The 16,956-nt window shown below is 58.9% G+C and carries 14 protein-coding genes and 3 tRNA genes; 14 read left to right on the forward strand and 3 right to left on the reverse strand.

What is annotated here, in order from left to right; genetic code table 11:
• The first annotated feature begins 9 nt into the window (after positions 1–9).
• The gene (locus tag C2U37_RS08945) at positions 10–2,019 is read left to right on the forward strand and encodes a DNA topoisomerase III (RefSeq protein WP_104452141.1); all 2,010 of its coding nucleotides are present in this window, start codon (positions 10–12) and stop codon (positions 2,017–2,019) included.
• 73 nt (positions 2,020–2,092) lie between these two features.
• Here C2U37_RS08945 and C2U37_RS08950 read toward each other — a convergent pair whose 3' ends face one another.
• Both C2U37_RS08950 and C2U37_RS08955 read right to left on the reverse strand, forming a co-directional pair.
• Positions 2,093–3,448: a TrkH family potassium uptake protein gene (locus C2U37_RS08950; protein ID WP_104452142.1), complete on the reverse strand. Its 1,356-nt coding sequence runs from the start codon at positions 3,446–3,448 to the stop codon at positions 2,093–2,095.
• On the reverse strand, positions 3,445–4,098 hold the full coding sequence (locus C2U37_RS08955) for a potassium channel family protein (RefSeq protein ID WP_010675965.1): 654 nt from the start codon (positions 4,096–4,098) through the stop codon (positions 3,445–3,447). The genes C2U37_RS08950 and C2U37_RS08955 overlap by 4 nt, the downstream gene beginning before the upstream one ends.
• 125 nt (positions 4,099–4,223) lie before the next feature.
• Between C2U37_RS08955 and murB the strand changes: the two genes are divergently transcribed.
• On the forward strand, positions 4,224–5,261 hold the full coding sequence (gene murB / locus C2U37_RS08960; RefSeq protein WP_104452143.1) for a UDP-N-acetylmuramate dehydrogenase: 1,038 nt from the start codon (positions 4,224–4,226) through the stop codon (positions 5,259–5,261).
• A complete protein-coding gene (gene birA / locus C2U37_RS08965; protein ID WP_104452144.1) occupies positions 5,258–6,223 on the forward strand; it encodes a bifunctional biotin--[acetyl-CoA-carboxylase] ligase/biotin operon repressor BirA in 966 nt (321 codons plus the stop codon). The genes murB and birA overlap by 4 nt, the downstream gene beginning before the upstream one ends.
• A gap of 76 nt (positions 6,224–6,299) precedes the next feature.
• Here birA and coaA read toward each other — a convergent pair whose 3' ends face one another.
• Entirely contained in the window at positions 6,300–7,238 is a 939-nt protein-coding gene (gene coaA / locus C2U37_RS08970) for a type I pantothenate kinase (protein WP_029314861.1), read from the reverse strand.
• Positions 7,239–7,501: 263 nt separating this feature from the next.
• On the opposite strand from coaA, the gene C2U37_RS08975 reads away from it, so the two are divergent.
• The 11 genes from C2U37_RS08975 (at position 7,502) to rpoB (ending at position 16,873) form a co-directional block, all read left to right on the forward strand.
• Positions 7,502–7,586 (forward strand) — tRNA-Tyr (locus C2U37_RS08975).
• Between the two features lie 38 nt (positions 7,587–7,624).
• Positions 7,625–7,699, forward strand: a tRNA-Gly gene (locus C2U37_RS08980).
• A 172-nt stretch (positions 7,700–7,871) separates the two neighbouring features.
• Positions 7,872–9,056: an elongation factor Tu gene (tuf, locus tag C2U37_RS08985; protein WP_005306325.1), complete on the forward strand. Its 1,185-nt coding sequence runs from the start codon at positions 7,872–7,874 to the stop codon at positions 9,054–9,056.
• A gap of 52 nt (positions 9,057–9,108) precedes the next feature.
• Positions 9,109–9,185: transfer RNA gene (locus C2U37_RS08990), tRNA-Trp, on the forward strand.
• A gap of 60 nt (positions 9,186–9,245) precedes the next feature.
• Positions 9,246–9,617, forward strand: coding sequence for a preprotein translocase subunit SecE (secE, locus tag C2U37_RS08995; protein ID WP_010675960.1), 372 nt, complete (start codon positions 9,246–9,248; stop codon positions 9,615–9,617).
• A 9-nt stretch (positions 9,618–9,626) separates the two neighbouring features.
• Complete coding sequence (gene nusG / locus C2U37_RS09000; RefSeq protein WP_010675959.1) at positions 9,627–10,178, forward strand: transcription termination/antitermination protein NusG; 552 nt, start codon at positions 9,627–9,629, stop codon at positions 10,176–10,178.
• A 134-nt stretch (positions 10,179–10,312) separates the two neighbouring features.
• Positions 10,313–10,741, forward strand: a complete 429-nt coding sequence (gene rplK / locus C2U37_RS09005) for a 50S ribosomal protein L11 (protein WP_005306313.1) — start codon at positions 10,313–10,315, stop codon at positions 10,739–10,741.
• Positions 10,742–10,745: 4 nt separating this feature from the next.
• Positions 10,746–11,447 (forward strand): 50S ribosomal protein L1, encoded by a 702-nt coding sequence (gene rplA / locus C2U37_RS09010; RefSeq protein WP_010675958.1) that lies wholly within the window; start codon positions 10,746–10,748, stop codon positions 11,445–11,447.
• 256 nt (positions 11,448–11,703) lie between these two features.
• Complete coding sequence (rplJ, locus tag C2U37_RS09015; RefSeq protein ID WP_005339895.1) at positions 11,704–12,204, forward strand: 50S ribosomal protein L10; 501 nt, start codon at positions 11,704–11,706, stop codon at positions 12,202–12,204.
• Positions 12,205–12,255: 51 nt separating this feature from the next.
• Positions 12,256–12,621 (forward strand): 50S ribosomal protein L7/L12, encoded by a 366-nt coding sequence (rplL, locus tag C2U37_RS09020; protein ID WP_010675957.1) that lies wholly within the window; start codon positions 12,256–12,258, stop codon positions 12,619–12,621.
• A 223-nt stretch (positions 12,622–12,844) separates the two neighbouring features.
• Positions 12,845–16,873, forward strand: coding sequence for a DNA-directed RNA polymerase subunit beta (gene rpoB, locus C2U37_RS09025; RefSeq protein ID WP_010675956.1), 4,029 nt, complete (start codon positions 12,845–12,847; stop codon positions 16,871–16,873).
• Positions 16,874–16,956: the final 83 nt, after the last annotated feature.

Below are 16,956 nucleotides of genomic sequence, written 5' to 3' on the forward strand. Positions count from 1 at the left end.
GTATCCATCATGCGACTCTTTATCGCCGAGAAACCCAGCCTTGGCCGCGCCATCGCCGATGTCCTCCCCAAACCTCACAAGAAGGGGGAGGGTTTCATCGAGACGGCGCAGGGAGACGTGGTGACCTGGTGCATCGGTCACCTGCTGGAGCAGGCCGAGCCCGATGCCTACGATGCCGCCTACAAGCAGTGGCGCATGGAATCCCTTCCCATTGTCCCGACCCAGTGGCAGCTGGTGGCCAAACCCAAGACCAAGGCCCAGCTGGCCGTCATCAAGGGGCTCATCAAGCAGGCGGACTGCGTGGTCAACGCCGGTGACCCGGACAGGGAAGGGCAACTGCTGGTGGACGAGGTGATCGACTTTCTCGGCTATCCCAAGACCAAACCGGTTCAGCGCTGCCTCATCAGCGATCTCAATCCCCCCGCCGTGCGCCGCGCCCTCGACAAGCTCAGAGACAACAAGGAGTTCGTGCCGCTGGCGGTGTCGGCGCTGGCCCGTAGCCGTGCCGACTGGCTCTATGGCATCAACATGACCCGGGCCTATACCCTGCTTGGCCGCAAGGGGGGCTGCAGCGAACTGCTGTCGGTGGGTCGGGTACAGACCCCCTTGCTCGGTCTGGTGGTGCGCCGGGATCTCGAGATCGAGGCCTTCGTTCCCAAGCCGTTCTACGAGGTGATGGCCCATCTGTTGACCCAGGGCAACGAACGCTTCACCGCCAGGTGGCTGCCATCGGAGGCATGTCTGCCCTGGCAGGATGAGGAGGGACGGGTGCTCAACCGGGCGCTGGCCGCCAAGGTGGTGGAGCGGATCCAGGGGCAACCCGCCCGGGTGGAGGCGGTGGAGGAGCAGGCGCGCAAGCAGGCGGCGCCGCTCCCCTACAACCTCTCCAGCCTGCAGATCGACGCGGCCAAGCGCTTTGGCATGGATGCCAAGCGGGTGCTGGATATCTGCCAGAGCCTCTACGAGCGGCACAAGCTCATCACCTATCCCAGATCCGACAGCCGCCATCTGCCGAGCGAGCACTTCAACCGGGCCGGCCAGGTGCGGGAGGCCATCGCCAGCACGGCCCCTGCGCTGGCCAGGGCGGTCGCCGAAGCGGATGGCAGGATCCGCAGCAAGGCGTGGAACGACAGCAAGGTGGATGCCCACCACGCCATCATTCCCACCGAGAAGAGGGGGAACGAGGCGAGCCTGGGGGCTGACGAGGCGAAGCTGTACGGCCTGATTGCCCGCCAGTATCTGCTGCAGTTCTACCCGCCGTTCGAGTACAACGACAGCAAGGTGTTGCTGCGCATCGCCGGAGGGCTGTTCCAGGCCAAGGCGCGCCGCATCCTCAAGGCGGGCTGGAAGGCGCTGCTCGGAGTGGAAGAGGATGACGAGGAGGAGGCGGGAACCCTGCCTGCCCTGAAAGAGGGGGAGGAACTGCTGTGCGAGCGGGGGGAACTGCTGGAGAAGATGACCCAGCCCCCCAAGCCGTTTACCGATGCCACCCTGCTTGCCGCCATGACCGGCATCGCCCGTTATGTGCAGGATCCCGAGATCCGCAAGACCCTGCGGGAGACCGACGGTCTGGGCACCGAGGCGACCCGGGCCGGGATCATCGATCTGCTGTTCAAGCGCCGCTTCCTGGTGCGCCAGGGCAAGAGCATCAAGGCCACCCCGACCGGGCGAGCCCTGGTCCAGGCGCTGCCCACGACCGCCACGACACCGGACATGACGGCACTGTGGGAGCAGAGTCTGGGTCAGATCGCCGAACGTCACGGCAGCTACCAGCAGTTCATGGGGCCGCTCACCGAGCAGCTCAACGGCCTGATCGAGGGGGCGCGGCAGGATTCCGGCGCCAGCTTCAGCGCGCTGCCCAAGGCGGCGCCCGGTGACAGCAAGCAACGCTTTGCCCGCCGCAAGCGGACTGGGTCCACCGCCGCACGCCCCCGCACGAGCACGGGCAAGAGTGCTCGTGTGGGGAAGAGCCCTGGAAAGAGCACTGGTAAGGGGACGACCAGGGGCAAGGCTGCCTGAGGCTGGTGCGCGCCGTGATCACATAAAAATAAGAAGAGGGGCCAGTGGCCCCTCTTTGCATGGATGGAGCGGCTTACCCCGTGTAGACGCTCTCTTCCGGATAACGGATGCGGGTCTCCACCGGGCGGGCCAGCATGATGGCCAGGGTGAGGGGCCCCAGACGGCCGCAGATCATCACCAGCACCAGGATCAGTTTGCCCGGTTCGCTTAGAGAAGCGGTGATGCCGGTGGACAGTCCCACGGTGGCAAAGGCCGAGATGGTCTCGAACATGATCTTATCGAATGATTGCGACTCCGTGAGCATCAGCAGGAACATCGCCAGCATCAGCACCATGGTACTGACGATGATGATGGCCAGGGAGCGGGTCACTATCTGGGGTGACAGGGTGCGGCCGAAGGCGGTGACATGGGGGCGCTTGGTCAGAAACGCCCGGGTCGCCAGCAGAACGACGGCAAAGGTGGTGACCTTGATACCGCCCCCGGTGGAGGTTGCCCCGGCACCGATGAACATCAGCATCATCATGAACAGCAGGGAGGCCGGTACCATCTGGCCGATATCCACCGTGTTGAAGCCCGCCGTGCGCGCGGTGGCCGACTGGAAGAAGGCTGCCAGCCACTGGCTCCCGAAGGAGGTGTTGCCCAGGGTGCCAGGGTTGTTGTGCTCCAGCAGCCAGAACATCAGGGTCCCCAGCAGCAGCAGGGCAGGGGTCATCAGCAGCATCAGCTTGCTGTGCAGTTTCAGCTTGCGCCAGCGGCGGTTGCGCACCAGGTCGACGATGACGGTGAAGCCTACCCCCCCCAGGATCAGCAGGGCCGGTATGGTCAGGCTGATGATGGGGTCATCCCGGTAGTCCATGAGGTTGTTGGCAAACAGCGAGAAGCCGGCGTTGTTGAAAGCCGACACCGCGTGGAAGAAGCTGACGTAGAGGCCGTGGCCCCAGCCCATGTCGGGCACCCAGCGAATGGCCATGATGGCGGTGCCGATCAGCTGGGCAATCAGGGCGAACAGGACGATGCGTTTCACCAGCTGGACGATGTTGACGGATCCCTCCTGGCCCAGTGCCTCCTTGGCCAGCACCTGCTGGCGCAGCCCGACCCGCTTGCTGAACATGGCGATGAGAAGCAGTGTCATGGTCATCTGGCCGAGACCACCAATCTCCATCAATATCAACAGGATGATCTGCCCCTGCAGGGTGAAGGCGGTGCCGGTATCCACCACCCCGAGGCCGGTCACGCTGATGGCGGAGGTGGCGGTGAACAGGGCGTTGATGACGGTGACCTCACCCTTGTGGCTGGAGGGCTGGACCAGAAACAGGGTGCCAACCAGCAGGATGATGAGGAAACTGCCCAGGATGAGCTTGGCCTCGCTCCAGCGGGAGTTGTCTTCCCGATGCAGGGTGAAGGCGTAGTTGCTGCGCCAGTTGATCATAGGGTGTCGAGCCAGTGATCGATGGCGTGCTTGTTGCCGGCCAGGATCAGGATGTCACCGAGTTGCAGCTCCATCTTGCCGGTCAGGACGTTGTGCAGCACCTCACCCCGCTTGATGGCCAACAGCTGGAAATCGCTTTGCTGCAGCAGGCGCAAGTCGGCCAGGGTGCGGGTGTTTTGCTGCAAGCCGATCACGAACTCGGTCAGCACCATGTCGTGACCCAGCTCCAGGTAGTCGAACAGCCGGTTGTCCAGCATGCTCTGGGCCACCCGGCGGCCCATGTCCCACTCCGGGTTGATCACCTTGTCCGCGCCCACCTTCTGCAGGATCTTGGCGTGGAACTTGTCGCGGGCCTTGACCCAGACCTTCTTCACGCCCGCCTCTTTCAGCACCAGCGTGGTCAGGATGCTGGTCTCCAGGTTGTCGCCGATGGCGACAAAGACGATGTCGAAATTCGCCAGGCCCAGTTCTGCGACCGTGGCCTCGTCGGTGGCATCGGCCACGATGACGTGGTTGCAGAGGGTGGCTATCTGGCGGGTCTTGCTCTCGTCGATGTCGATGGCCAGTACCTCGGCATTCTGGCGCTGCAACTCTTCGCACAAGGCGCTACCAAACAGGCCCAGGCCGATGACGGCGAATTGATTGTTCATGCATGCTTCCTCAGCGGGATGAAGGGGTTACTCTACTCCAGAGCCCTGAGTCCGAAAAGTGTCCGGGTTTTTTGTCCCGGGGGATCTGGGGTAAACTGCGCCCTTGTCCTTGTCGGAACACACAGATGAAACTCACCCCCCACGCCTCCCTGTCGACCCTCAATACTCTGGGCCTGGACGCACACTGCCTCTGGCTGGCCGATGTGACCCGGCCGGATGATCTCGCGCAACTGCGGACCAACCCGGAGTTGGCCACCTTGCCGCGCCTGGTGCTGGGAGGAGGAAGCAACATCCTGTTCTGCGATGACTTTGCCGGTCTGGTGGTCCACAACGGCCTGAAAGGGATCACGCTGCACGAGGAGGCCGAGCACTGGCTGCTGCACGTGGCGGCAGGTGAAAACTGGCACGAGCTGGTATGCCACGCCCTGCAACAGGGCTGGCACGGGCTGGAGAACCTGGCACTCATTCCCGGGACGGTCGGGGCGGCCCCGGTACAGAACATCGGTGCCTACGGGGTCGAGCTGGCCAGCGTCTGTGCCTACGTGGAGGCGTTCAACTGGCAGAGTGGCGAGGTTGAGCGCATCGCGGCGGCCGACTGCCGGTTCGGTTACCGTGACAGCATCTTCAAGCACGACTATCAGGACTCCCACTTCATCACCGCCGTCGGTCTGCGCCTGCCCAAGGCATGGCGCCCGGTCGCCGGTTATGGCCCGCTGGCGGCGCTGGGAGATGCCCCTTCGCCACAGGCCATCTTCGACACCGTCTGTGCCACCCGCATGGCCAAGCTGCCGGATCCGGCGGTGCTGGGCAACGCAGGCAGTTTCTTCAAAAACCCTGTGGTGCCCGCCGCCCTGGCCGAGACCCTGAAACAGCAATACCCGCAGATGCCCTGCTACCCCGCGGCAGAAGGGCAGGCCAAGCTGGCGGCTGGCTGGCTCATCGATCAGTGCGGTCTCAAGGGGTTTGCCATCGGTCGTGCCGCCGTGCATCAGGAGCAGGCGCTGGTGCTGGTCAATCTGGGGGGCGCCAGCGCCATGGAACTCATCGCGCTGGCGGCCCATGTCCGCGACAGCGTGGAGCACCAGTTCGGTGTGGTGCTGGAACATGAGGTGCGCTTCATGGGGCGCAGCGGTGAAACCTGGCTCGACGAGGTACTGGCATGACCCTGACCCCCGTCAGACAGACCCTGATCACCCTGCTGAGCGATGGTCAGTTTCATTCCGGCGAGCAGCTGGGCGAGCGCCTTGGCATCAGCCGGGCGGCGGTGAGCAAGCACATGGCCGCGCTCAAGGATCTGGGGCTGGATCTCTTCAGCCTGACCGGCAAGGGCTATCGGCTGGCGGTGCCCATGGCCCTCTATGACGAGGGGCGGCTGCAGGCAGAGGCACCGATGGCACCGGTGCACTGCTTCCCTGTCATCGACTCCACCAACCAGTACCTGCTGGAGCGTGTCAACACCCTGAGATCCGGGGAGAGCTGTCTGGCCGAGTGCCAGACCGCCGGGCGGGGACGCCGTGGCAAACCCTGGGTTTCTCCCTTCGGTTGCCAGCTGATCCTGAGCATGTACTGGCGGCTGGAGCAGGGTATGGCGGCGGCCATGGGGCTGAGTCTCGCGGTCGGCGTGGCGGTGGTCGAGGCGCTGGAGTCACTCGGTTATCCCGGGGTGGCGCTCAAGTGGCCGAACGACCTCTATTACCAGGGCCGCAAGCTGGCGGGCATCCTGGTGGAGATGAGCGGCAGTGCGGGTGCCAGCTGCCATCTGGTGATCGGGGTCGGCCTCAATCTGGCGATGCCGAGTCGGGAGGGGGAGAAGATCGATCAGGCCTGGTCCGAGCTGCGCCATATCCAGCCCGAGCTGGTGGATCGCAACGAGCTGGCCGCCTGCGTGCTGCTGCACCTGCAACAGGCCATGCAAACCTTCGAACAGTCGGGGCTGGCGAGTTTTGTCGAGAGCTGGAACCGGCTCGACCACTTCGCCGGCCAGCCGGTAAAGCTGCTGATGGGAGAGCAGGTGATCCGCGGGATTGCCCGGGGGATCGACGAACGCGGAGCCCTGCGTCTGGAGACGGAAGAGGGGCTCAAGCTCTATCTGGGAGGGGAACTCTCCCTGCGGCGGGGGGACTGAACCCATACGCTCATGACGACTGAATGTAAGAGGGGGCCTGCGGGCCCCCTCTTTCATGTATGCACTGCGACAGTGGTCACTTGCGCAGCTTGATCTGCTCGATGGCGTGCTCGTTGCCCTTGGTGAGGATGAGGTTGGCCCGCTCCCGGGTCGGCAAGATGTTCTCTTGCAGATTCAGGTAGTTGATATCCTGCCAGATGTTGTTGGCGATCTCGGTCGCCTCGCTCTCGGCCAGCTTGGCGTAGTGGTGGAAATAGGAGTCGGGATCCGAGAAGGCGCCGCTGCGGAATTTGAGAAAACGATCGATGTACCAGGTGCGCAGCAGCTCGGCGTCGGCATCCACATAGATGGAGAAGTCGACGAAGTCCGACACGAACACGCGATGGGGGTCCTGGGGATAGTCCATGCCGCTTTGCAGCACATTGAGCCCCTCCAGGATCAGGATGTCCGGCTGCTCCACCACCTTCTTCTCGTCGGGCAGGATGTCATAGATGAGGTGGGAGTAGACGGGGGCCTCGACCTTCTCGTGGCCGGCGCGGATATTGGCGACAAACTCCACCAGATGGCGGATGTCATAAGACTCGGGGAACCCCTTGCGACGCATCAGGCCACGGGCTTCCAGCTCCTTGTTGGGAAACAGGAAGCCGTCGGTGGTGACCAGCTCCACCCTGGGGTGCTCCGGCCAGCGCTCCAGCAGTGCCTGAAGGATACGGGCCGTAGTGCTCTTGCCCCCCGCCACGCTGCCGGCGATGCTGATGATATAGGTGCCCTTGCCGCGGGACTGACCGAGAAACTGCTCCAGCACCCGGCTGCGGCGCTGCTTGGCCTTGACGTAGAGATTGAGGAGACGGGAGAGGGGCAGATAGATCTCTTCCACTTCCCGCAATGACACCTTCTCGTTGATCCCGCGCAGGGTCTGCAGATCGTGCTCGGTCAGGGTCAGGGGGACCGCATCGCGCAATAACGCCCATTGTTCGCGGGTGAATTGCAAATAGGGGTTATGCTCTGTCGTCATGGTGTCATCACTGTTTCTTGGGCAGGGCGACCATACACCAAGGGATCGGGAGCGACAAGGGACGCGTCCGGTCGGGACGGAGAAGGAGCGTTTTTTTGCCTGGATCCCGGCATAAATGCACATTTTGCAAGGTGCAATGGTTGCATCCCCAAAATCCTTACCATAAAATGCGCGACGCTTGGATGTCTGTCGTCTATTTGCCGAGCAAAAGCGACAAAAACAACGGGTGCAAGCAGAATTACCGTTGTGGCATTTATGCAACTGGAGGGGTTCCCGAGCGGCCAAAGGGATCAGACTGTAAATCTGACGGCTCTGCCTTCGAAGGTTCGAATCCTTCTCCCTCCACCATATTTCTCTGCGGTTTGAGTTCTTTGGGTTAGAGAAATGCGGGCATCGTATAATGGCTATTACCTCAGCCTTCCAAGCTGATGATGCGGGTTCGATTCCCGCTGCCCGCTCCAAGATGCTGATATGGCCCAGGTAATTCTGAGAGCCACACCTTAGGGTGAGTTCGGCAATCGAACCAGCCTGTCAGCACCAACCTCTCTACTCCCCTTGATTCAAATCCATCATATAAACTGTTCTGTGGTTAGCTTGCCACCGCGTACTCAGCGTTAGTTTAGAGGGACGATCATGTCTAAAGAAAAATTTGAGCGTAATAAACCGCACGTTAACGTGGGTACCATCGGCCACGTTGACCACGGTAAAACCACCCTGACCGCCGCCATCACCAACGTGCTGGCCAAGCACTTCGGTGGTAAAGCTTTCGCCTTCGACCAGATCGACAAGGCACCGGAAGAGCGTGAGCGTGGTATCACCATCAACACCTCCCACGTAGAATACGACACTGCTACCCGCCACTACGCCCACGTAGATTGCCCGGGTCACGCCGACTACGTTAAAAACATGATCACCGGTGCTGCCCAGATGGACGGCGCAATCCTGGTAGTAGCAGCGACTGACGGCCCGATGCCGCAGACTCGTGAGCACATCCTGCTGGGTCGTCAGGTAGGCGTTCCGTACATCATCGTGTTCATGAACAAGTGCGACATGGTAGATGACGAAGAGCTGCTGGAACTGGTCGAGATGGAAGTTCGCGAACTGCTGTCTGAGTACGACTTCCCGGGTGATGACCTGCCGGTAGTCCGTGGTTCCGCACTGAAAGCGCTGGAAGGCGAAGCTCAGTGGGAAGAGAAGATCCTGGAACTGGCTGGCCACCTGGACACCTACATTCCGGAGCCGGAGCGTGCCATTGACCAGCCGTTCCTGATGCCTATCGAAGACGTCTTCTCCATCGCAGGCCGTGGTACCGTAGTAACCGGTCGTGTAGAGCGCGGTATCGTCAAGGTTGGTGAAGAAGTGGAAATCGTTGGTATCAAAGATACCACCAAGACCACCTGTACCGGCGTTGAAATGTTCCGCAAACTGCTGGACGAAGGTCGTGCAGGTGAGAACGTTGGCGCACTGCTGCGTGGCGTGAAGCGTGAAGACGTAGAGCGTGGTCAGGTACTGGCCAAGCCGGGCACCATCAAGCCGCACACCAAGTTTGAATCTGAAGTGTACGTGCTGTCCAAGGAAGAAGGTGGTCGTCACACTCCGTTCTTCAAGGGCTACCGTCCGCAGTTCTACTTCCGTACTACCGACGTGACCGGTACCATCGAACTGCCGGAAGGCGTAGAGATGGTCATGCCGGGCGACAACATCAAGATGGTTGTTACCCTGATTGCGCCGATCGCGATGGACGACGGCCTGCGTTTCGCTATCCGTGAAGGTGGCCGTACCGTAGGTGCTGGTGTTGTAGCCAAAGTTATCGCTTAATCTTGGCTTACATAAATAAAGCAAAGCCCCTATAATAGGGGCTTTCTTATGCAGGGGCGTAGTTCGAATTGGTAGAACAGCGGTCTCCAAAACCGATGGTTGCGGGTTCGAGTCCTGCCGCCCCTGCCATATACCTCGTCTCGTACGGGGCTTTTGTGTCTTTGGTTACGTCAGATACAGGTGGGTTGTATGAGTGTTAGTTCTGAGGGTCAGGGCGGAAGCAAGGATACCCTGCTTTGGGGCCTGGTTTTCATCATCCTGGCGGCCGCTGTAGTGGGCAATTACCTGCTGAGCGACGTTATTGCTGCCGTCCGCGCCCTGGGTGTGGTCGTTGTCATCGCTGCTGCCGGTGCAGTGGCCCTGCAAACCACCAAGGGCAAGGCAACACTGGCGTTTGCCCGTGAGTCTCGCCTGGAAGTCCGCAAGGTCGTATGGCCGACCCGTCAGGAAGCCATTCAGACAACCCTGATTGTGCTGGCGGTGACTGCCGTGATGGGGCTGCTGCTGTTCGTGTTGGACGGCGCCTTGGTCTGGTTGGTCAACCTGATTACCGGTGTGTAAGGATAAGCCATGACTGAACAACGTGAACAGCGTATGAGATGGTATGTCGTGCAGGCATTTTCCGGCTACGAAGGCCGTGTTGCCAAATCCCTGCGTGAACATATCAAGATGCATGGCATGGAAGAGCTGTTTGGTGAAGTGCTGGTCCCGACCGAAGAAGTGGTCGAGATGCGTGCTGGCCAGAAGCGCAAGAGTGAGCGCAAATTTTTCCCAGGATACGTCCTGGTCCAGATGGTGATGGATGAAACCACATGGCACCTGGTACGCAATGTACCGCGCGTCATGGGCTTCATCGGCGGTACTTCCGACCGTCCGGCTCCGATCTCCGATAAAGAAGCGGATGCCATCCTCAACCGTCTGCAAGATGCCCACGACAAACCGCGTCCGAAAACCCTGTTTGAACCGGGTGAGATGGTCCGGGTTGCCGATGGTCCGTTCGCCGACTTCAACGGTACCGTTGAAGAGGTGGACTACGAAAAGAGCCGCGTGAAGGTCTCCGTACTGATCTTCGGCCGCTCAACGCCGGTAGAACTGGATTTTGGTCAGGTCGAAAAAGGCTGATTAATCTCTGTACGTTTAACGGTTGTCAGGGGCAGCGATTATCTCTATAATTCGCTGCCCCTTTATTTGTTGGGGAGCCGTTTGCAGGAGCATGTCTCCGAGGCGTTAGAACCCATTTTTGAGGTATTTTTGTAATGGCTAAGAAAGTCACAGCTTATATCAAGCTGCAAGTTAAGGCTGGCAGTGCTAACCCCAGCCCTCCCGTTGGCCCTGCTCTGGGTCAGCACGGTGTGAACATCATGGAATTCTGTAAGGCATTCAACGCCCGTACAGAAAAGCTGGAAAAAGGTTCTCCGACTCCGGTCGTGATCACCGTTTACAGCGACCGTTCCTTCACCTTCGAAACCAAGACTCCGCCCGCTTCCTTCCTGCTGAAGAAAGCCGCTGGTATCCAGTCTGGTTCCGCCAAGCCGAACAAAGACAAGGTTGGTAAGGTGACTGTGGCTCAGCTGCAAGAAATCGCCAAGACCAAAGAGCCGGATATGACTGGTGCCGATCTGGATGCAAAAGTACGTTGCATCGCCGGTTCCGCTCGTTCCATGGGCCTGGTAGTGGAGGAGTAAGACAATGGCTAAACTGTCCAAGCGTATGCGCGTTATTCGCGAAAAAGTTGACGGTACCAAAGAGTACTCCATCAACGAAGCCATTGCCCTGCTGAAAGAACTGGCTACTGCCAAGTTCGTTGAGAGTGTTGACGTTGCTGTCAACCTGGGTATCGATGCTCGTAAATCCGACCAGAACGTACGTGGTGCAACTGTACTGCCGCACGGTACTGGCCGTGACATCCGTGTCGCTGTATTCACCCAGGGTGCCAACGCCGAAGCCGCCAAGGCTGCCGGTGCTGAACTGGTTGGTATGGATGACCTGGCTGAGCTGGTCAAGAAAGGCGAGATGAACTTCGACGTCGTGATCGCATCCCCGGATGCCATGCGCGTTGTTGGTCAACTGGGCCAGATCCTGGGCCCGCGCGGTCTGATGCCGAACCCGAAGGTTGGTACCGTCACTCCGAACGTAGCCGAAGCCGTCAAGAACGCCAAGGCTGGTCAGGTTCGTTACCGTAACGACAAGAACGGTATAATTCATACCACTCTGGGCAAGGTCTCTTTCAACGAAGTTCAGTTGAAAGAGAACCTGGAAGCGCTGCTGGTTGCCTTGAAGAAGGCCAAGCCGTCCTCCGCCAAGGGTGTATTCATCAAGAAAGTCAGCATCTCCACCACCATGGGTGCCGGTGTTGCCGTAGACCAAGCTTCCCTGGAAGCTCAGGCCTAATTGATGGGTTTTACAAGGCGCAAAATTTAATCTATAATTTTGCGCCTTGATTGGTTGGGGGTTTCGACCTCCGTCCAAGACCGCAGGAGGCCGCAAAGCCTTAATTCTTCCTGCGTAGACGGTGCCGGAAACCCAGCGAGAAAGATTCTTTCTCTTCTGGAATCCTGCTACCGCATCGTTCCCCTCTGTTGTAAAGGTAGGGGGGATGTGTCAGTACTGGGTCAACAGACCCGGATTCAATCCAGGAGTTAAGCCAATGGCATTGGGACTCGAAGACAAAAAGGCAATTGTTGCTGAAGTCAACGAAGCTGCCAAAGGCGCTCTTTCTGCAGTTGTAGCCGATTCTCGCGGCGTCACTGTAGACAAGATGACCGTCCTGCGTAAGACCGCTCGTGAAGCTGGTGTGTACATGCGCGTTGTGCGTAACACCCTGCTGCGTCGCGCGGTAGAAGGTACCGAATACGAGTGCCTGAACGACGCATTTACCGGTCCTACCTTGATTGCTTTCTCTAACGAACACCCGGGCGCTGCCGCTCGTCTGTTCAAAGAGTTTGCCAAAGCGAACCAAAAGTTCGAAATCAAGGCTGGCGCTTTTAACGGTGAGTTTATCGCCGCAGCACAAATTGATCGTCTGGCCACGCTGCCGACTTACGAAGAAGCAATTGCGAAGTTGATGGCTACCATGAAGGAAGCCTCTGCTGGCAAGCTGGTTCGTACTATCGCTGCTGTTCGCGACCAGAAACAAGCTGCTGCTTGATTCTCGCCTATCTAGGCTGTTTGAGTTTATTCAACATCAGGAATTTTTGTCATGTCTATCACTAAAGACCAAATCATCGAAGCCGTCGCTTCCATGTCCGTAATGGAAGTTGTTGAGCTGATCGAAGCTATGGAAGAGAAGTTCGGTGTTTCTGCCGCTGCTGCCGTCATGGCCGGCCCGGCTGCTGCTGAAGCAGTAGAAGAGAAGACCGAGTTCGACGTAGTTCTGACTGCTGCTGGCGCCAACAAAGTTGCCGTCATCAAGGCCGTTCGTGGCGCTACCGGTCTGGGCCTGAAAGAAGCCAAGGACCTGGTAGAAGCTGCTCCGACCAATCTGAAAGAAGCCGTGTCCAAGGACGAAGCTGAAGCTCTGAAGAAAGAGCTGGAAGCTGCCGGTGCTTCTGTTGAGATCAAATAATCTGCATTTATGTAGATTAGCCTGATAAAACAGGCTAAGGCTGGTGAATCTTTATTCACCAGCCTTTTTGCGCTGTAGACTGAGAGTATTTCACACCGTTCACGACTCTCGGTGCACCAGCAATCCGGACCGCCTCATCGTCCGGGCCAACACAAAACGGTGTTGAGACAGAGCTGTCCCGTGGGGACAGAGTGGGTCACTTATCAGCGAGCTGAGGAACCCTATGGTTTACTCTTATACCGAAAAAAAACGCATACGTAAGGACTTCGGTAAGCGAGACCAGGTACTGGACACGCCTTATCTGTTGTCCATTCAGCTGGACTCCTTCAAGCAGTTCATCGAGGCTGACCCGGAAGGTGAGTACGGCCTAGAAGCCGCCTTCCGTAGCGTTTTCCCGATCACCAGTTACTCCGGTAGTGCTGAGCTTCAGTATGTCAGCTATCGCCTGGGTGAGCCGGTATTTGACGTAAAAGAATGCCAGATCCGTGGAGTGACCTACTCCGCGCCGCTGCGTGTCAAGCTTCGTATGGTTCTGTACGACCGTGAAGCAGCTGCCGGCACCGTCAAAGACATCAAGGAACAAGAAGTTTACATGGGCGAAATTCCGCTCATGACCGAAAACGGCACCTTTGTCATCAATGGTACCGAGCGGGTCATCGTCTCCCAGCTGCACCGCAGCCCGGGCGTCTTCTTCGACCACGATAAAGGCAAAACACATTCATCCGGTAAGGTGCTGTATAACGCGCGCGTTATCCCCTACCGTGGCTCCTGGCTGGACTTCGAGTTCGATGCGAAAGACAACCTGTTTGTCCGTATTGACCGTCGTCGTAAACTGCCAGCCTCCATTATTCTGCGCGCCCTGGACTTCAGTTCCGAAGAAATCCTGGCCACCTTCTTCGAGACCATCGGTTTCGAAGTCAAGGATGGCAAGTTGATGATGGATCTGGTGCCCGAGCGCCTGCGTGGCGAGACCGCGACCTTCGACATCATTGCCAATGGCGCCGTGGTGGTTGAAACCGGTCGTCGTGTCACTGCCCGTCACATCCGTCAGCTGGAAAAAGACGGCATCACCCAGATCGAGGTGCCGGTAGAGTATGTTGTTGGCAAAGTTGCTGCCAAGAACTACGCGCACCCGCAGACTGGTGAGATGGTTGTCACTGCCAACCAGGCGCTGAGCCTGGAAGCGGTTGCCAACCTGTCCCAAGCCGGCTTCAAGCACTTCGAGGTTCTGTTCACCAACGAACTGGATCACGGTGCCTACATGTCCGAGACCCTGCGTATCGACTCCAGCTCCAGCCGCCTGGAAGCCCTGGTCGAGATCTATCGCATGATGCGTCCGGGCGAGCCGCCCACTCGCGAAGCGGCCGAGCAGCTGTTCGAGAACCTGTTCTTCTCTTCCGAGCGTTACGACCTGTCTACTGTAGGTCGGATGAAGTTCAACCGCCGTTTGGGTCGTGAAGACGAGACTGGCGTTGGCGTGCTGACCAAGGACGATATCGTCGAGGTCATGAAGCGCCTGATCGACATCCGTAACGGTAACGACGAAGTGGACGATATCGACCACCTTGGTAACCGTCGTATTCGTTCCGTCGGTGAAATGGCCGAGAACCAGTTCCGTGTCGGTCTGGTCCGTGTCGAGCGTGCGGTGAAGGAGCGCCTGTCTCTGGGCGATCTGGACACCCTGATGCCGCAGGATCTGATCAACGCCAAGCCGATCTCCGCCGCGGTCAAAGAGTTCTTCGGTTCCAGCCAGCTGTCCCAGTTCATGGACCAGAACAACCCGCTGTCCGAAGTGACCCACAAGCGCCGTATCTCCGCGCTGGGCCCGGGCGGTCTGACCCGTGAGCGTGCCGGTTTCGAAGTTCGAGACGTACACCCGACCCACTACGGTCGTCTGTGCCCCATCGAAACGCCGGAAGGTCCGAACATCGGTCTGATCAACTCGCTGTCCGTGTATTCCCGCACCAATGAGTACGGTTTCCTCGAAACCCCGTACCGCAAGGTGATCGACGGTGTGATCACCGACGAAGTGGATTACCTGTCTGCGATTGAAGAAGGCAAGTACGTGATCGCACAGGCCAACGCCGCGACCACCGAAGATGGCCGTCTGAAAGATGAATTGATCCCGTGCCGTCACAAAGGTGAATCCACCTTTATGAACGCCGACCAGATCCAGTACATGGACGTGAGCCCGCAACAGATCGTCTCTGTGGCAGCGGCCCTGATCCCGTTCCTGGAACACGATGACGCGAACCGCGCATTGATGGGTTCAAACATGCAACGTCAGGCTGTACCGACCCTGCGCGCCGACAAGCCGCTGGTTGGTACCGGTATGGAACGCGCAGTGGCCGTTGACTCCGGTGTGACCGTAGTGGCCAAGCGTGGCGGCATGATCGACTATGTCGATGCCTCCCGTATCGTTATCAAGGTCAACGAAGATGAGCTGCTGCCTGGCGAAGCCGGCATCGACATCTACAGCCTGACCAAATACACCCGTTCCAACCAGAACACCTGTATCAACCAGCGTCCGTGCGTGATGTTGGGTGAGCCGGTGATGGCGGGCGACGTACTGGCTGACGGCCCGTCCACCGATCTCGGTGAACTGGCGCTGGGTCAGAACCTGCGCGTCGCGTTCATGCCGTGGAACGGTTACAACTTCGAAGACTCGATCCTGGTGAACGAGCGTGTTGTTCAGGAAGATCGCCTGACCACCATTCACATCCAGGAACTGGCCTGTATCTCCCGTGACACCAAGCTGGGTCCGGAAGAGATCACTGCTGACATCCCGAACGTGGGTGAAGCCGCTCTGTCCAAGCTGGACGAGTCCGGTATCGTCTACGTGGGTGCCGAAGTGAAGGGCGGCGACATTCTGGTCGGCAAGGTGACTCCGAAAGGTGAAACCCAGCTGACCCCGGAAGAGAAGCTGCTGCGCGCCATCTTCGGTGAGAAGGCGTCTGACGTGAAGGACTCTTCTCTGCGAGTGCCGAACGGTGTGTACGGTACCGTGGTTGACGTGCAGGTCTTTACCCGCGATGGCGTGGAAAAAGACAAGCGCGCCAAAGAAATCGAAGAGATGCAGCTGAAGGAAGCGAAGAAGGACTTGACCGAAGAGTTCAAGATCCTGGAAGACGGCATTTTCGGCCGTTCCCGCAACCTGCTGCTGGCCGCCGGTTACAGCGAAGATCGTCTGAACAAGCTCGATCGTTCCAAGTGGTTTGAGCTGGCCATCGAAGATGAAGCCAAGCAAATCGAGCTGGAGCAGATCGCTGAACAGCACGTTGAGCTGAAGGCCGAGTTCGACAAGAAATTCGAGAACAAGCGTCGCAAGATCATCCAGGGCGATGACCTGGCGCCGGGCGTACTGAAGATCGTCAAGGTCTATCTGGCCGTCAAGCGTCGCATCCAGCCGGGTGACAAGATGGCGGGCCGTCACGGTAACAAGGGTGTTATCTCCAAGATCTGTCCGGTCGAGGATATGCCCCATGACGAGTACGGCCGTCCGGTCGACATCGTACTGAACCCGCTGGGTGTACCGTCTCGTATGAACATCGGTCAGATCCTCGAAGTGCACCTGGGCCTCGCGGCCAAGGGCATCGGCGAGAAGATCGACCGCATGATCAAAGAACAGCGCGAGCTGCACGAGATGCGCGAGTTCCTGCAACAGGTCTATGACCTGGGCGAGAAGGACTCCCAGCAAGTGAACATTGCTGAACTGTCTGACGACGACGTGCGTACCCTGGTGGGTAACCTGCGTAAGGGTCTGCCGGTGGCTACACCTGTCTTTGATGGTGCCAAAGAGCGCGAAATCAAAGCCTTGCTGAAGCTGGCCGATCTGCCGGAATCCGGTCAGATCTCCCTGTTCGACGGTCGTACCGGTAACGCCTTCGAGCGCAAGGTCACCGTGGGTTACATGTACATGCTGAAGCTGAACCACCTGGTAGACGACAAGATGCACGCGCGTTCTACCGGTTCCTACAGCCTGGTTACCCAGCAGCCGCTGGGTGGTAAGGCGCAGTTCGGTGGTCAGCGGTTCGGTGAGATGGAAGTGTGGGCCCTGGAGGCTTACGGTGCGGCATATACCCTGCAGGAAATGCTGACCGTCAAGTCTGACGATGTGAACGGCCGTACCAAGATGTACAAGAACATCGTGGATGGCGACCACCGTATGGAGCCGGGCATGCCCGAATCCTTCAACGTATTGCTGAAGGAAATCCGCTCTCTGGGTATCAACATCGAGCTGGACGAAGAGTAAGAGCTCGCTCTTATTGTTCGAGAATTGACGTGGGCGCCCCGCTGTTTCGACAGCCGGGGCGCCGAGGTTAGACTCCTGACAGG

This window comes from Aeromonas sp. ASNIH1, from assembly GCF_002934285.1.
Classification (GTDB): Bacteria; Pseudomonadota; Gammaproteobacteria; order Enterobacterales; family Aeromonadaceae; genus Aeromonas; species Aeromonas caviae.

Bases quoted from the DNA above. Each gene is read 5' to 3' on its own strand.
- rplJ (WP_005339895.1), top strand. From the start codon at position 11,704: ATGGCATTGGGACTCGAAGACAAAAAGGCAATTGTTGCTGAAGTCAAC.
- coaA (WP_029314861.1), bottom strand. From the start codon at position 7,238: ATGACGACAGAGCATAACCCCTATTTGCAATTCACCCGCGAACAATGG.
- murB (WP_104452143.1), top strand. From the start codon at position 4,224: ATGAAACTCACCCCCCACGCCTCCCTGTCGACCCTCAATACTCTGGGC.
- birA (WP_104452144.1), top strand. From the start codon at position 5,258: ATGACCCTGACCCCCGTCAGACAGACCCTGATCACCCTGCTGAGCGAT.
- rplA (WP_010675958.1), top strand. From the start codon at position 10,746: ATGGCTAAACTGTCCAAGCGTATGCGCGTTATTCGCGAAAAAGTTGAC.
- secE (WP_010675960.1), top strand. From the start codon at position 9,246: ATGAGTGTTAGTTCTGAGGGTCAGGGCGGAAGCAAGGATACCCTGCTT.
- rpoB (WP_010675956.1), top strand. From the start codon at position 12,845: ATGGTTTACTCTTATACCGAAAAAAAACGCATACGTAAGGACTTCGGT.
- rplK (WP_005306313.1), top strand. From the start codon at position 10,313: ATGGCTAAGAAAGTCACAGCTTATATCAAGCTGCAAGTTAAGGCTGGC.
- C2U37_RS08945 (WP_104452141.1), top strand. From the start codon at position 10: ATGCGACTCTTTATCGCCGAGAAACCCAGCCTTGGCCGCGCCATCGCC.
- nusG (WP_010675959.1), top strand. From the start codon at position 9,627: ATGACTGAACAACGTGAACAGCGTATGAGATGGTATGTCGTGCAGGCA.
- C2U37_RS08950 (WP_104452142.1), bottom strand. From the start codon at position 3,448: ATGATCAACTGGCGCAGCAACTACGCCTTCACCCTGCATCGGGAAGAC.
- C2U37_RS08955 (WP_010675965.1), bottom strand. From the start codon at position 4,098: ATGAACAATCAATTCGCCGTCATCGGCCTGGGCCTGTTTGGTAGCGCC.
- tuf (WP_005306325.1), top strand. From the start codon at position 7,872: ATGTCTAAAGAAAAATTTGAGCGTAATAAACCGCACGTTAACGTGGGT.
- rplL (WP_010675957.1), top strand. From the start codon at position 12,256: ATGTCTATCACTAAAGACCAAATCATCGAAGCCGTCGCTTCCATGTCC.